The sequence below is a fragment of the Microtetraspora fusca genome, assembly GCF_001570365.1.
Classification (GTDB): Bacteria; Actinomycetota; Actinomycetes; order Streptosporangiales; family Streptosporangiaceae; genus Microtetraspora; species Microtetraspora fusca.
Genome location: NZ_BBYK01000043.1, coordinates 85,054 through 99,642 on the forward strand (window position 1 = coordinate 85,054; position 14,589 = coordinate 99,642).

Annotated in this window: 13 protein-coding genes; 5 read left to right on the forward strand and 8 right to left on the reverse strand. The window is 68.1% G+C overall.

Going from position 1 to position 14,589, the window contains the following annotated elements; translation table 11 throughout:
• Window positions 1-3: 3 nt before the first annotated feature.
• A complete protein-coding gene (locus AWQ68_RS11395; protein WP_157545133.1) occupies window positions 4-672 on the reverse strand; it encodes a hypothetical protein in 669 nt (222 codons plus the stop codon).
• 385 nt (window positions 673-1,057) lie between these two features.
• On the opposite strand from AWQ68_RS11395, the gene AWQ68_RS11400 reads away from it, so the two are divergent.
• The 4 genes from AWQ68_RS11400 (at window position 1,058) to AWQ68_RS11415 (ending at window position 4,082) form a co-directional block, all read left to right on the forward strand.
• Window positions 1,058-1,447 carry a carboxymuconolactone decarboxylase family protein gene (locus AWQ68_RS11400; protein WP_157545136.1) on the forward strand — a complete coding sequence of 130 codons (390 nt, stop codon included), beginning with the start codon at window positions 1,058-1,060 and terminating at the stop codon, window positions 1,445-1,447.
• A 96-nt stretch (window positions 1,448-1,543) separates the two neighbouring features.
• The gene (locus tag AWQ68_RS11405) at window positions 1,544-2,485 is read left to right on the forward strand and encodes a class I SAM-dependent methyltransferase (protein ID WP_157545139.1); all 942 of its coding nucleotides are present in this window, start codon (window positions 1,544-1,546) and stop codon (window positions 2,483-2,485) included.
• Window positions 2,486-2,521: 36 nt separating this feature from the next.
• Window positions 2,522-3,232: a PIG-L deacetylase family protein gene (locus tag AWQ68_RS11410; RefSeq protein WP_066938891.1), complete on the forward strand. Its 711-nt coding sequence runs from the start codon at window positions 2,522-2,524 to the stop codon at window positions 3,230-3,232.
• Window positions 3,233-3,329: 97 nt separating this feature from the next.
• A complete protein-coding gene (locus AWQ68_RS11415; protein ID WP_066938894.1) occupies window positions 3,330-4,082 on the forward strand; it encodes an SDR family NAD(P)-dependent oxidoreductase in 753 nt (250 codons plus the stop codon).
• A gap of 21 nt (window positions 4,083-4,103) precedes the next feature.
• On the opposite strand, the gene AWQ68_RS11420 is transcribed toward AWQ68_RS11415, so the two are convergent.
• Window positions 4,104-6,602, reverse strand: coding sequence for a hypothetical protein (locus tag AWQ68_RS11420; protein WP_157545142.1), 2,499 nt, complete (start codon window positions 6,600-6,602; stop codon window positions 4,104-4,106).
• A 178-nt stretch (window positions 6,603-6,780) separates the two neighbouring features.
• Window positions 6,781-8,040, reverse strand: coding sequence for a nucleotide sugar dehydrogenase (locus AWQ68_RS11425; RefSeq protein ID WP_084463877.1), 1,260 nt, complete (start codon window positions 8,038-8,040; stop codon window positions 6,781-6,783).
• A gap of 627 nt (window positions 8,041-8,667) precedes the next feature.
• On the opposite strand from AWQ68_RS11425, the gene AWQ68_RS11430 reads away from it, so the two are divergent.
• A complete protein-coding gene (locus AWQ68_RS11430; protein WP_218006840.1) occupies window positions 8,668-9,462 on the forward strand; it encodes a WbqC family protein in 795 nt (264 codons plus the stop codon).
• Between the two features lie 366 nt (window positions 9,463-9,828).
• On the opposite strand, the gene AWQ68_RS11435 is transcribed toward AWQ68_RS11430, so the two are convergent.
• The 5 genes from AWQ68_RS11435 to AWQ68_RS11455 all read right to left on the reverse strand — a co-directional run bounded on the left by AWQ68_RS11435 (window position 9,829) and on the right by AWQ68_RS11455 (window position 14,529).
• Window positions 9,829-10,824: a glycosyltransferase family 2 protein gene (locus AWQ68_RS11435; protein WP_066938903.1), complete on the reverse strand. Its 996-nt coding sequence runs from the start codon at window positions 10,822-10,824 to the stop codon at window positions 9,829-9,831.
• A gap of 111 nt (window positions 10,825-10,935) precedes the next feature.
• A complete protein-coding gene (locus tag AWQ68_RS11440; RefSeq protein ID WP_066938906.1) occupies window positions 10,936-11,700 on the reverse strand; it encodes a methionyl-tRNA formyltransferase in 765 nt (254 codons plus the stop codon).
• 168 nt (window positions 11,701-11,868) lie between these two features.
• A complete protein-coding gene (gene rfbB, locus AWQ68_RS11445) occupies window positions 11,869-12,846 on the reverse strand; it encodes a dTDP-glucose 4,6-dehydratase (protein ID WP_066938908.1) in 978 nt (325 codons plus the stop codon).
• Window positions 12,843-13,910 carry a glucose-1-phosphate thymidylyltransferase gene (locus tag AWQ68_RS11450; protein WP_066938911.1) on the reverse strand — a complete coding sequence of 356 codons (1,068 nt, stop codon included), beginning with the start codon at window positions 13,908-13,910 and terminating at the stop codon, window positions 12,843-12,845. The genes rfbB and AWQ68_RS11450 overlap by 4 nt, the downstream gene beginning before the upstream one ends.
• A gap of 151 nt (window positions 13,911-14,061) precedes the next feature.
• On the reverse strand, window positions 14,062-14,529 hold the full coding sequence (locus AWQ68_RS11455) for a GtrA family protein (RefSeq protein ID WP_066938914.1): 468 nt from the start codon (window positions 14,527-14,529) through the stop codon (window positions 14,062-14,064).
• Between the last annotated feature and the right edge of the window lie 60 nt (window positions 14,530-14,589).

Here is a 14,589-nt window from a genome sequence, read left to right on the forward strand (position 1 = left end):
CCTTCATGAGGTGACGCGCCCGACCTTGAAGGACCGTGCGACCAGGTCGATCTCCTTGGCCCGCTGCTTGTAGCAGGCGGCCGTGCAGCGGATCAGCAGCGTGGACACGTGGCTTCCGTCGGCGGACAGGTAGGCCGTCTCGTCGAACGTCTGGACCGGCCCGCCGAGCAACCGGTAGTTGAAGACCGTCCGTATCCCGCGTATGCCGTCCCGCATCGGCAGCACCTGGTCGCTGAGTACCTCGAAGCCCTTGAACGGCGAGGCCGCCGACGATTCGAACTGCTGCCGCGCCTCCTCGCTCACCGCGACGGGGAGCCCGGAGGAGTTGCGCAACGTGTTGAGCGACGCCTCGTCGCGCTGGGCCGGGGTGAGCGTCTGGACCTTCGCCATCACGAACGGCCGGTCCTCGGCGACGGAGCCGGGAATCAGGAGATGGTCGGCGGAGGGCGTGGCGTGGGCGTCGAACCCGACCGTCCAGGTGAGCTTCTTCTGCAACCGCACGGTCTCCGACTGCGGGTCGCCGAACAACTTGCCGTCGAGCGAGCCCTGGTCGACCTTGCGCCACGCCGAGGGCACCTTGAAGTACGTCGCCCCGGTGTCGTCGCGCACGTACGTGTACGCGGTGCCCGCGCATCCCGACAGCCCCGCGACCACTGCGGAGGCTGTCGTCAACGCCACCATTCCACACCAAACCCGCCGATTTTCCACCAGGGCCCAACCTCCACTTGCGGGTGTACGAGGTACCAGCGCCCGCTTTCGGTAGTAGTGCCCGGTTTCGCTGTTATCCATCTCGTGATGACCGGCGATCATCCGCGAAAAAGTGCCCGAATATTTCCCATATCGCGGCTTCACCTGTTATCGAATGCCATGCCGGGAAAACGATGACTTGATCACGTAACTCCCGATGACTGATCGCGTGAGATAGTGCTGTCCATCGGGGAGCCCGGCGAAAATCCACCTATCGCCAGCGCGCGAAGTGACCAAGGATAGAGGGGTCGGGGGTGCCGCCCGCCGGACTCGCCCGCAGACGCACTGCCGACGGACTTGGAGCACTTCGATGAGCGACAGCGTGGACGACCTTGACCGTTGGGCTCGCGGACTGGAGATCATGAAGCGCGTGAACGGGTGGGACCATCCCGGCGAGGCGCCCGGCGAGGCGCCCGGCGAGTTCTTCGGCATCACGGTGGAGCATCTGTTCGCCGAGATCTGGGCACGCGACGTGCTGTCGGTCAGGGACCGGCGGCTGCTGCTGCTCGGGTTGCTCGTCGGCGAAGGCCTCGACGACGCCCTGCGCGTCCAGCTCGACACCGCGTTGCGCACCGGGGAGCTGACCCCCACCGAGCTGCGCGAGGTCGTCGTCTTCCTGACCCACTACGCCGGCTGGCCGCGCGGCACCCGCCTCAACGCGCAGGTCGAGGAGCTGATCGAGCGGTCCACCAGCGGCTGATCCCCTTTCCGCCCGATCCGCCCGCCGGACGTCGGCGGGTCCGCCCGGCATGCCGTACCGGTTCACGGCCGCATTTCCTTTCAGAAACCGGATGATGTGACGATCTCCGCCTTTATCCGGTCGATGCAGCAAATTACCCGCCGCGGAAACCGCCACTGCCGCCGGGCGACACCCCTCGCCTCCTTGACTGAAAAGCACCGGGGCGATCGAATGCGGGACAGGCGCACGACGATGCGCGATCACCGATCCCAGGAGGTCACCTCGATGGATATCAGCTACCACGAAACCCAGGATCGCCTGACAAATCGCATACGCGCACACAAGATGTTCGGAAACTTCGACATCACCGACTGGATCGACGATTTCGTCGGCCGCCGTCCCCGGACGAACATCCTCGACCTCGGATGCGGCGACGGGAACCACATCGACCTCTACCTGCGACATGTCGGCGAAACGGGCACGGTCACCGGTGCCGACCGGGACGCGGCGCTGATCGATCGCGCCAGGAGCCGCTATTCCGACGCGAAGAACCTGACCCTGCGCGTCGGCTCGATGGACGAGAAACTCCCCTTCGAGGACGGCGCGTTCGATCTCTGCATGGTGACGTTCGCCATCTACAACGCGAAAGACGCCGAGTACACACTTCGCGAACTGCACCGAGTTCTCGGCAAAAACGGCGAGCTCGTCATGATAGGCCCCACCGCCAACAATGTGGCGGAGCTCTACGAATTCAACGAGAAGGTGACCGGGAGAAAAGCGGACGAGAAGACACTGCGCCGGTCGGAAAGGATCGTCAAGGAGTTCCTGCCGCTCGCTCTGGGCATGTTCGGCTCCGTCCAGGGGGAGGTGATCAACTCCGTGCTCACCTTCCCGAACAGCGAGGAGTTCCTCCGCTACTTCTGCTCGACGCTGCTGTACGAGGAGATCGCCGAGCGCGAGGGCCTCTCACTCGACGATCTGAAGGCGTACTGCCCGCCGAGCGGGGCGATGCCGGTGTCCAAGGAGATGGTCGCGGTGGTGGCCACGAAGTCGTCCTGAGCGGCGCCGCATCCCGTACAGATCCAAGGAGACACCGTGATCAACTGGTCAGAACAGCGACTTCTGGTGGTCGCCCCGCATCCGGACGACGAGCTGCTGGGCTGCGGTGGCCTCATCAACATGGTGAAGCGCTCCGGAGGGCAGGTATACGTCCTCTTCGTCACCGTCGGCGACACGCGGGACTACTCGCAGACAGGACACTCCACCGCCTCTGAGCGCGAGCGCGAGATCGAGGAGGTCGTCAAGCACTTCGGCTTGGACGGCCACCACATCGCGCTTTCGGGCAGCGAGTACCACCTGCGACTCGATCATCTGCCACGGCAGCGGCTGATCGACCTGATCGAGCGCGACTGCCCGCTCTCACTCGCCGAGATCCACCCCTCCGCGGTCCTGCTGCCGGAGATCACCAGCTACAACCAGGACCACAAGGCCGTCGCGCACGCGGGGATCACCGCGCTGCGGCCGAGCCCGCGGAACGAGCGCCACCAACCGCACATGATCCTCATGTACGAGGAGGTGGCCGACGGCTGGAGCGGCGAGAGCATCTCCCCGCGGAACTTCTACGTCGGCATCGAGCCGACCGACCTCGACCAGAAGATGGAGGGCCTTCGCCTCTACGCGAGCCAGTGGCGGACGCACCCCCACACGCGTTCGGAGGAGGCGCTCCGCGGCCTCGCCGCCGTTCGCGGCGTCCAGTGCGGAGAGCCGCTGGCCGAAGCCTTCAACTGCCTCCGGTTCACCGCCTGAGGCGAAACGATCACGGCCCCGGCCGGCCCGCGCTCTCGACAGGAGTCGCGGTCCGGCCGGGGCCGCGGCCTTGTGACTTTGGGACTAGTCTGCCGTCATGCCCACCGCTCTCATCACCGGCGCGACCGCCGGCATCGGCGCGGCCTTCGCCCGCCGCCTCGCCGCAGACGGCTTCACCCTCGTGCTGGTCGCCCGCGACCAGGCCCGGCTGACCGCGTCCGCCGCGGAGCTGCGCAAGCGGTATGGCGTCGCCGTCGAGGTGCTGCCCGCCGACCTCTCCCTCGACGAGGGCGTACGCCGGGTCGAGGAGCGGCTGGAGCGCGGCGTCGACCTGCTGGTCAACAACGCCGGCTTCGGGCACCCGGGCGCGTTCCTCGAGGTCCCGGTCGCCGACGAGGTGACCATGCTGCGGGTCCACTGCGAGGCCGTGCTGCGCCTCACCCTGGCCGCGCTGCCGGGGATGCGCTCGCGCGGCCGGGGCTACGTGATCAACGTGGCGTCGGTGGCCGCGTTCTTCACCCGAGGCACCTACAGCGCATCCAAGGCGTGGGTGGTCAACTTCAGCGAGTCGGCCGCCGCCGAGATCCCCGAGCCGAACGTGCGCGTCATGGCCCTGTGCCCCGGATTCGTCCGCACCGAGTTCCACCAGCGGGCCTCGATGGACACCTCCGGCATCCCGGGTTTCCTGTGGCTGTCGGCCGACCGCGTGGTGGACGAGGCGATGCGCGACCTCGCCCGCGGCCGGCGGGTCAGCGTCCCCTCGGCGCTCTACAAGGCGATCGTGTCGGTGGGCAAGCTCGTCCCGCGGAACCTGGTCGGGCAGGTGTCGGGCCGCCTCGGGCGCCGCTGACCCTGCCGCTGCCCCTGCCGGTCACCCGGGCAGCCGCGCGGGTATCCGGTAGACGGCGTAGTCGCCGGAGCGGAACCGCAGGTTCGCCGCGTCCCCGATCGGCGGCGACCGGCGCTCCTCGACGACCAGCCAGCGCACCCCGAAGCGGTCGCGCAGGTACTGGAAGGCCGCCGGCGACGGGCGGCGGAAGGCCGCGTCGTTGAGCCGGAGCCGCTCGGCGTCCCAGAACGGCAGCCGCGGCACCGACTCGCCCGGCCCCCACAGGTCCATGTTCGTCGGCGTGTACGCCCAGCCCTCCACCAGCGCGCGCCGTTCCGACAGCGCGGTCACCCAGAAGTGCCGGCTGTCGCACGGGTCCTCCCGCCCCCAGACGCAGTGCGCGTTGGTGGCGACGAGGTCGTCCGGCCGGGAGTGGGCGCGCAGCCACCGCCCGGCGGCGAGCGCGCCGCGCGGCACCTTCTCCCGGTCCGGGTTGACCACCCGCCGCGCGGCCGGGTCGGTCCCACCGGCGTCGCCGAGTGCGAGGACGCGCGCCTGCCACGCTCCGGGCATGCCCATGGCCGCGACCACGGACAGCGCCAGCGACCAGGCGCGGACCCCGCGGCGGCGCAGCACCAGCGCGGCACCCGCCACGAGCGCGGCGACGGCGAGCGCTACGGCGAACGGCAGGTACAGCGCGGCCTCGGGCCGCCCCGGGCCGAGCGGCACCGTGACGCCGCACAGCACCCGGATCAGATACGCGGCCAGCAGCCCGGCGGCGACCGCGCCCGCGATCGCGAGGCGCGACGGCCGCTCTCTCCTCATCACCGTGAGGAACCCGTACGCCGACAGGATCGCCAGGTACGGATAGACCGACTGGAGGAAGTACCCCTCGTCCAGGTAGCTGCTGCCGAGCAGCAGCACCGCGCCGACGCCCGCCGCGCACATGCCGGCCATGAGGGCGACGGACGGCCGCGCGAGCAGCCGGGGCCGGCCCAGCAGTCCGGCGGCGCCGCACCAGGTGACGGCCCAGCACAGCAGGTAGACGGCGGTCATCCCGGCGAGCGAGGCGGCGCCGGGCTCCACCGCGTGGCCCAGCCCGGCCACCATCACCCACGTCGTACGCGCGATCGACAGCGGCGCGACCATCATCCCCTGCCGCGTGCCGCCGTACAGGACGAACTGGGCGAACGCCATGAACGCGGCGGTCATGGCGAGCGCGCCGAGCGCGGCCCACGGCGGGCGGCGGTCCCGGACGGCTCGCACCGCGGCCACCACGACCAGCCCGCCCAGCAGCAGCGGCAGGGGGGTGGCCTTGGCCCCCATGACGGCGGCGAGCAGGACCGCCAGCAGCACCCAAGCGCCCCGACCGCCGCGCCCCTCCAGCAGTTCCGCGAGCACAAGGACGACGGCCGCCGACAGCAGCGCCCCGAACATCTGCGACGGGCTTCCCCACCCGCTCGGCTGGAGGCCGTCCCACAGCAGCAGCCCGTTCGTGTTGCCGTACAGGCTCGGCATGGAAACGAGGAGCGTCCCGGCGACGGCCAGCGCCGCGGCGACCCGCGAGCCGGTGACACGGTGGCCGATCGTCCCGGTGAGCACGGCGAACCCGGCCAGCATCGGCAGCACGGCCAGGCGATACAGCAACACCATCGGCTCGACGCCGGTGACCCAGCTCGCCGACGCGAGGTGGGCGTACACGAACCAGTGGGAGAGCAGCGGCTCCCCGGCGACCATGGGCACCTGCGGCGGCATGTGGTGCCGCAGCTCACCGATCAGGGCCAGGTGGAACGGCATGTCGAAGAGGGACGTCCCGGCCTGGGGCCAGGTCAGCCCGTTGGCGGCGAAGAAGCTCACCGCGCTCCACACGGTCAGGTACGCCATCAGGAGCGCGAGGAAGCACGACCACCAGCGCGGGGCGGCGGCTCCTCCGGACGGCGGTCGCCTCCAGTGGCGACGCAGCCGAGGGACGGCCAGGAAGGCGAGGTAGACCGCGGCCGGCCAGGTGAGGACGAGCAGCGGCTCTCCGACGGCGCGGGCCGCGATGTAGGCGGGCACCTCGATCGCGTATCCGAGCGCGACGCCGAGGGCGAGCTCCTCCCCCGGCGTGCGGACCGCCCGGGAGCCGTCCGCATCGAGGCGGTCCGGGGCGCGGCCGTCCGAGCCGAGGCGGTCCGGGCCGCGGCCCTCAACCGGTGCGTCCAAGCGTGAGCCGTCCGGACCGGGTCTGTCCGCGCCGGCTCTCCGCAGGGCACGGCCTCCTCGTCGGCCGGCGTCGCCTCCCACGGCGACCTGCTGGGCGCGCGGTACCGCCCCCAGCAGCGCCCGGAGCAACAGGACGCCGGGGAGGGCGAGGCCCAGCGACAAATAGAGCCCGAAGGCGACGAGGTCACGGGACGACACACCGTTGAGCCGTAACACAGCGGCGGTGAAGACGAGGGCGAGCGCCCCGGGCGCCCACCGGGCCAGGCGGGATCTGCGATGCCGTCCGGCGCGCCTTCCCCCGCCTGTGGACGGGCCCGCCGCGATGGTCCTGACCATGCGGAGAGTCTGGCGGCGGGCCCGCCGCCGCGCCGCCGTCTTTGCCAGCACTTCACCCGCCTGCCGGGGAGCGCCACCCACCGCACGCTGAACGCCGTCATCGCGTCCCGGTCCGCCGCCGGACCGGAACGCGATCAGATCTGCCCTGCTTGCGGCGCGCGCCGAAGAACGGCGCGGATCAGAGCAGCTCGACGTTGAAGCCCCGGCAGCGGTTCCGGGTGTCGAAGACGAACCCGGCGGCCCGCTGGACCAGGTCGTAGTCGAAGCAGTCGTGGTCGGTGAGGACCACGACCGCGTCCGCCCGCGCCAGCTCGTGGTACGACGCCTCGGCGATCTCGATCCCCGCCGGCAGCAGGCCGAGATCGACGTACGGGTCGGCGGCCCGCACCTCCGCACCGAGCTTGGACAGCTCGCGGGCCACCTCGATCGCCGGGGACTCACGGCAGTCGCCCGTATTCTTCTTGTACGCGAGGCCGAGCAGGAGCAGCCGGCTGCCCTTGACCGGCTTGAACCGCTGGTTGAGCGCGAGCGTCAGCCGGTGGACGACGTGCTCGGGCATGTGGTCGTTGACGTCGTTGGCCAGCTCGACGAACCGGAAGCTGTGCCCCAGGCTGCGCTTGACCTTCCACGACAGGTATGACGGATCGATCGGGAGGCAGTGCCCCCCGACGCCCGGGCCCGGGGTGAAGCGCATGTAGCCGAACGGCTTCGTCGAGGCCGCCTCGATGGCCTCCCAGACGTCGATCCCGAGCTGCTGCGCGAAGATCGACAGCTCGTTCACCAGCGCGATGTTGACGTGCCGGAACGTGTTCTCCAGCAGCTTGCACAGCTCGGCCACCTGGAGCGACGACACCGGAACGACCTGCTCGACGACGGCGCCGTAGAAGTCGGCGGTCCGGGCGAGCGAGGCGGCGTCGAGACCGGACACGACCTTCGGCGTGTTCTCCAGCCGCCAGCGCGGGTTGCCCGGGTCGATGCGCTCGGGGCTGTAGCCGAGGAAGAAGTCCTCCGGGGCGCGCAGCCCGGACCCCTCCTCCAGGATCGGGCGCAGGTACTCCTCCGTCGTCCCGGGATAGGTGGTGGACTCCAGGATCACGGTGGCGCCGCGCCGCAGGTGCGGGGCGATCGCCTGCCCGGCGGAGGCGATGTGGCGGAGGTCGGGCGCGCCCTCGCTAAGGGGCGTCGGCACCGTGATGACGCAGACGTCGAACCCCTCGGCCTCCGCGTAGTCCACCGCCGCGCGGTACCTGCCGGAGTCGTGCGCGGCGGCCAGCACGTCGTCGCCGATGTCCTCGACGTAGCTCTCGGCGGCGTTGAGGCGCTTCACCCGCCATTCGTCGAGGTCGATCCCCACGACGTCGAACCCGGCCTCGACCGCCCGCATCGCGAGCGGCAGGCCGACGTATCCCTGGCCGATAACGACCAGCTTCTCTCCCACTTCCCAGAACCCCCGTCATTTCCGGATCAGATGTCCCGACTCTAGAAGTCGGGACATCCCGAACCGCCGAAGGCGGATTCGGCGTGTCGCCTTCCAAGCCCGGCGTCGGGGCGGCCCGTCGTCGTAATGTCGCCCCGCTTACAGTCGCGGTCGACTTTCGAACGAAAGGGCTGCTTGGCGAAAGAGGAAAATACTCTTCGCGTTCACCGTCCCGGCTCTTCTCATCGGTCAGCATCCGATCGCCGCCGCAGTTCGCCGATACCTGCCCCGGTGCCGAGATGCCACGACTTTTCCCCGGCGACATCGTTCGTTTCCACGGCCCCGCGGTGGTGCAGCTTTCCGCCGGCACACGGGCCTCCGAGGGCCTCGCCGGCCACAGCCGAGGCGTCTTCCGATCACGGGTAAATTCCCGGCAACTCACCTGACGCTCTTCGGCAAAAAACCATGGGGCGCGCGGGACCGTTGATCGGCTTCGCCGTAAATTCGAACGGTTACCTGGTCGCTGCACCCGCAGGTTCCCGTCGCCCCCTTCAGGCGAGGCAGCCGATGTGTCCCCACAGGTGGCGCCCGTCACGGCCGATGTCGCCGGTCGGCGCCCCGCCGCAGCGAGGGGGTCACAGGATCGCCGTGCTCTCGCCGGACACAGATCACGCCGAACAATACGAAAGCGCGAAACGAATGAAGCGAGTTGCGATAGTGCAATCGAATTATATCCCCTGGAAGGGATATATCGATCTCATCGCCCATGTCGACGAGTTCATCCTGCTCGACGACGTACAATACACCAACAGAGATTGGCGTAATCGCAACCGCATAAAGACGGCCACGGGACCCATATGGCTCTCGATTCCCATCAGGCACGGAAGCCGGAGCCAGCTGATCAACGAGGCGACCGCCACCGACCAGTCCTGGTGTGTCAAGCACTGGCGAGCACTCACGCACGCCTACCGGAGGGCCCCCTACTTCGACGAGTACGCCACGATCATGGAAAAAATGTACCGCGAATGCCCAGGAGACAGGCTGTCCGACATCAACAGACACTTCCTCGAAGGGCTCTGTTCGATCCTCGGCGTTCAGGCCAACCTGCGTCAATCCACCGACTACGACGCAATGGGATCCAAGACCGAGCGTCTCATCGACCTGTGCCGGAAGTCGGGAGCGACCGGATACGTTACCGGCCCGGCCGCCCGAGCCTACCTCGACGAAACCCTCTTCAAAAATGCGGGAATCGAGGTTCAATGGTTCGATTACTCGGGCTATCCCGAGTATCCGCAACTCCACCCGCCCTTCGACCATCACGTGAGCGTCGTCGATCTCATCTTCAGCACGGGGCCGGACGCCAGGAGATATCTGAAGTCCGCCGCCGCAGGGCCCGGTGAGGCGTCGTCACTCCAGCCTGCGCTACCGCACGCGCCCGCCTGACCCAGATCTTTCATGATCTTGATGCAGCGGCTGTAGATCGAGAGCAGCACTCCGGTGGTAGTTCTCGATCACGTCTCGTGAACGGCCTGCCGCCGGCCATGGCTGATCCGGGCGCGGGCGTGGTGGGGTCTCGCCCGGACCAGCGCAGCACCTTGGCGACGTCGCCATCGATATCGAGCGCAGGCCTGCCATCGGCGGTGGAGCGAGGGTCACGGCGGCCTCGATTGCACGACCTCTGCCGCGGCACCTGACGATCTACAGCTGCCCTGTCTTGATCGCTGGTCGAAATCGAGTCTTGCCGGAGTCGCGGCCGCGCGGCCCCTTGCTCTCTTCACCCAACCGACACCGCGCGCGGGTTGCGACCGATCACCGATCGCCCGATCCGCCTCCCGCGTGCGCCCCGACGCCGACAGCGGAGGCCGCGACAGCGACCGAACCGGCCTGCTCGGCACGCTCCCGCACAAGGTAGGTCGGCCGTCCCGTCCCGCTGCTGTGGATGCGGCCGATGTACTCCCCCAAAACCCCGACGGCGATGAGCTGGGCGGCGGAAAAGAGCGCCACCATCGAGGCGATGGTGGTGAATCCCGCGACCGTGGTCTCTCCAGTGGCGAAACGCCATAGAACGGACGCGCCCAGCAGGAGCCCGAAGATCCCGACGAGGAATCCCAGATAGCTCGCCACTCTGAGCGGTGCGGTGCTGTAGCCGAGCAACAGGCTGACCGCGTGCCGGATCAGCAAGCTCGGGGTGTAGTTGGACCGCCCGTGACGACGCCGGTCCATGTGCACGTGGACGAAGCCGGTCTGAGTCGTCGTCCACGACAAGGCCACGTCCACGGAGAAGTGCGGCCCGGACAGTTCCTCGAACCCCTCACGCAAGCGGGTCCGGAAAGCGCGGAACGCGCTGATCACGCGGGCGCTGCGCACACCCAGCATTCCGGAGATGCAGGTCTTCAGCGCCCGCGAGCCGAGGTTGCGGATCGCCCCGTGCTCCTCCTCGTGCGCGACGCCGTACACCAGGTCGAGGCGGTCCCCTTCGAGCGCGGCCAGCATCAGCGGAATCTGCTCCGGTGGGTGTTGCAGGTCGTCGTCCATGGTGACGATCACGTCGAAGCGCGCCTCCCTGATGCCGGCGATCAGCGCGTTGTGCTGCCCGTAATTGCGGGACAGATGGATCGCACGGACGGCGACGATCTCCCGGGCCAGGCCGGAGGCCACGTCCCACGTGTCATCGGGGCTTCCATCGACGACAAGGATGACCTCGTACGGCACCGAAAGATCCCGCAGAACCGGAACGAGCCTCGCCAGCAGCGACGGCAGGGTTCCCGCCGAGCGGTAACACGGGATGACCACCGACACGGACATTAAATCCCCCGGTTGTTTCGCATTGGCCGACTACGATCCACTCACATGCGAAGGCGCGGATGCCTCAACCCCGCTTGACTTCGAAGAGCCCCCACCGCACGCGTCCGGCAGTCACTCCGGGATCAGCTCCACAAAGAGGCGGATCACGGTGCCGTCGAGCGTGCGGAGCCGCACGCAGTTGTCCCGGTTGAAGCACCGGCCCCGGACGATGTCCACCATTCGTCCGACCGACATGATCTGGTCCGGGTCGAGGTACGCCAGTTCCTCGAACTCGCTGGTCGTGTGTGCGGTGGCCTTGTCGTGATCCTGCTCTTTCGGAGTGAGCGCGTTCGCGCACAGCAGCGGCCACGAGCGCCGGACCAGTTCGATGGCGGCATCCTCTACCTTTCGATAGAGCGAACCGCCTGTGTCGTGCGGGTGGACGGGAACCTCCTCCTGCGCGAGCACCGGCCCCGTGTCGACTCCTTCGTCGACCAAGTGCAAGGTCGCACCGGCCGGTGTGCCGTCGATGATCGACCAGATCGCCGTCCGCCGCCCCCGGTTGTACGGGAGCAAAGACGGATGGAGGTTGACGATCCCGCGCGGAAACGCGTTGATGAGCTCTGACGTGAATATGTGCCCGAAATACAGGGACATGCCCAACTCCGCTCCGAGCCCCGCGATGCGGCGCACGGTCTCCCCGTTCTTGAGCATGTCCCCGGTGAGGATCAGGCCCGCCCGCTCCAGGTCGGGGAAGAGACTCCTGATCTCGTCTGCCCGACGCTGCTGCCCGGGACCGTTGAGGACGACCGCGGCGACCTCCGCGTCAGGCCTGCCATGCAGCCAAGTCGCGATCTCAAGACCGGTCCGGTCATTACAGAACAGGACAATCCGCATTCTTTGCTCCCTGGGAATCGGGTTCGTAATTGCGTGGACGCTGAGCGCTCCGCGTCGTCAGCCCACGACGCCCGGCGGCCCGCCGTGGCAGTGCCCCAGGCCGTGAATTCCGTGAACGGTCCTCCGTGTGGTCGTCCGCATGGCGGACGACCACAATCGCCCTGATGATCAGGAGGTCGTCGCCCTGAGCCCGCGCCACCAGTCCTCGTGGTCGCGGTACCACCGCACGACCTCGTCGAGTCCCTTGTCGAAGTCGACCAGCGGCGCGTATCCGATCGAGCGGATCTTGGAGGAGTCGACGGAGTAGCGTAGGTCGTGCCCGAGCCGGTCCGGGACCCGCTCGACCATCTCCCAGCCGACGCCGAAGGCGTCGAGCAGCCGTTCCGTCAACTCCAGGTTCGTCAGCTCGACGCCGCCGCCGATGTTGTAGATCTCGCCGGCGGAGCCCTTGTCGAGCACGAGCTGGATGCCCCGGCAGTGGTCGTCGATATGCAGCCACTCACGCACGTTGCGGCCATGGCCGTACAGCGGGACAGGTCTGCCGTCGATCAGATTGGTGATGAACAGCGGAACGACCTTCTCGGGGTACTGATAGGGGCCGTAGTTGTTCGAACACCTGGTGACACGTACGTCCAGCCCATAGGTGCGGTGGTAGGCCCGGCAGAGCAGGTCGGCGCCCGCCTTCGCGGCGGAGTAGGGCGAGTTGGGCAGCAACGGCTCACACTCGGTCCACGAGCCCTCGTCGATCGACCCGTACACCTCGTCGGTCGAGACCTGCACGACTGTGCGTACATCGTGGTCGAGCGCGGCCTGCAGCAGACGCTGCGTGCCCTGCACGTTCGTGACCACGAAGTCCGCCGCACCGCTGATGGAGCGGTCCACATGCGTCTCCGCGGCGAAGTTGACGACGATGTCGTGGCCGGGCATGAGCTCGTCGAGAAGGGCGGCGTCGGTGATGTCCCCCCGGACGAAGGTGAGACGGCCGGTCGCCTCGACCGGCGCCAGGTTCGCCAGGTTGCCCGCGTACGTGAGCTTGTCGAGGACCGTGACACGGGCGTCCTCGTAGCCGGCGTACGCGCCGGAGAGCATCGACCGCACGTAGTGGGAGCCGATGAACCCGGCGCCCCCCGAGACCAGGATCCTCATGCCCGCACCTGCACCTTGCTGTGGTCGCCCACCATGAGCTGACAGGCGTTCGGCACTCCGGCCGCCTTAGTGACCTCGACATTACGGCCGATGAGAGAGCGGCTGAGCCCGCCGACGCCTCTGATGGCCGACTCGCCCAGGACGATGCTGTACTCCACCTCGGCCTCCTCCACCGTGCAGCCGTCCCCGATGGACGTGTAGGGACCGACGTACGACCGGTCGATCTTGGTGTTGGCGCCGATGACCGCGGGCCCGCGTATCACGGAGTTCTCCACGACGGCGCCGGGGCCGATGACGACCCGCCCGGTGATCTCGGAGAGCCCGTCCACCGTGCCCCTGCAGTCGTGCTCGATCGCCTCCAGCACGATCCGGTTGCACTCCAGCATGTCCTCCAGCCGCCCGGTGTCCTTCCAGTAGCCGGTGACGAGGTGCGACTGGACCCGGTGGCCCGCGTCGATGAGCCACTTGATGGCGTCGGTGATCTCCAGCTCCCCGCGGGCGGACGGCCTGATCGCGCGTACGGCCTCGTGGATGGCGGGTGAGAACGTGTAGACCCCGACGATCGCGAGATCGCTTCGCGGGTCCTCCGGCTTCTCTTCGAGCGCGACGATCTCTCCATCCGGCCCGAGCTCCGCGACGCCGTAGAACTGCGGCTCCGCGACCCGGGTGAGCAGGATGCGGGCGTCGCAGTCGGCCGCGTGGAAGGCGTCGACCAGGCCGGTGATGCCGTCGATCAGGAAGTTGTCCCCGAGGTACATCACGAAGGGGTCGTCGCCGAGGAACTCCCTGGCGATCAGGACACAGTGCGCGAGGCCGAGCGGTGCCTCCTGCTCGATGTAGGTGACGTCGAGCCCGAAAGCCGAACCGTCGCCGACGGCCTCGCGGATCTCGTGGGCCGTGTCACCGACGATGATGCCGACGCTGGTGATCCCCGCCTCTCGGATCGCCTCGAGCCCGTAAAAGAGCACCGGTTTGTTCGCGACCGGAACCAGTTGTTTCGCCGACGTGTGGGTCAGCGGGCGCAATCTGGTCCCCTTGCCGCCCGCCAGAACGAGTGCCTTCACCGCTCTTCGAGTCCTTCCATGCTTTGGATCCCTCTTTGAAGAACGCATGGCCGCAGCGACCATCTGACCGGTCGAAATTACCGGGGACTCGAATCGAGAACGTCGCACCGCAGGCCGCATTTGCCGAACGGTGTTGCACATGTTGCCAGGGCTAGACGTTGCGGACGCCGTCCCCCTCCCGGAAGGTCCAGGCCCGGTGTATCGCGTAACTGAGCGGCGGGCTCAGCAGGATTATCAGGCCCTGCGCCACCATGATGGGAATCCCGGCGAACTCCACCAGAATGGGCAGACCGATGACCGACATGCCGAGGAAGCTCAACCCGACGGCGTAGAAGCGCAGGTAACCGGGCAACCACCCCACGCCGGAGGTCTTGAAGACCACCAGCCTGTACGCCGGATAGACGAGCATCGTGGTGACGAAGTGACTGACCACGACGAGGAAAAGATAGGGCACCGAATTCTTGGCGACCAGCAATCCTAGGCCAAGAAGAACGTAATACACCCCGGCCGTCATGGCACCGGCCAGCAGATATGTGATGCGCTGGCCAAGGACAGCCGGGATCGCGATCCGCCGCGCATCAGGGTTTTCCCGGGCACTCCGGCTTTTGAGTTCGAGCATATTAGGGTCACTCCGGATCTGCCGTGGACGCCGATCAGAGGGAGTGTAATCGGCGGCGAG

Bases quoted from the DNA above. Each gene is read 5' to 3' on its own strand.
- AWQ68_RS11400 (WP_157545136.1), top strand. From the start codon at position 1,058: ATGAGCGACAGCGTGGACGACCTTGACCGTTGGGCTCGCGGACTGGAG.
- rfbB (WP_066938908.1), bottom strand. From the start codon at position 12,846: ATGAGGATCCTGGTCTCGGGGGGCGCCGGGTTCATCGGCTCCCACTAC.
- AWQ68_RS11415 (WP_066938894.1), top strand. From the start codon at position 3,330: ATGCCCACCGCTCTCATCACCGGCGCGACCGCCGGCATCGGCGCGGCC.
- AWQ68_RS11435 (WP_066938903.1), bottom strand. From the start codon at position 10,824: ATGTCCGTGTCGGTGGTCATCCCGTGTTACCGCTCGGCGGGAACCCTG.
- AWQ68_RS11440 (WP_066938906.1), bottom strand. From the start codon at position 11,700: ATGCGGATTGTCCTGTTCTGTAATGACCGGACCGGTCTTGAGATCGCG.
- AWQ68_RS11455 (WP_066938914.1), bottom strand. From the start codon at position 14,529: ATGCTCGAACTCAAAAGCCGGAGTGCCCGGGAAAACCCTGATGCGCGG.
- AWQ68_RS11420 (WP_157545142.1), bottom strand. From the start codon at position 6,602: ATGGTCAGGACCATCGCGGCGGGCCCGTCCACAGGCGGGGGAAGGCGC.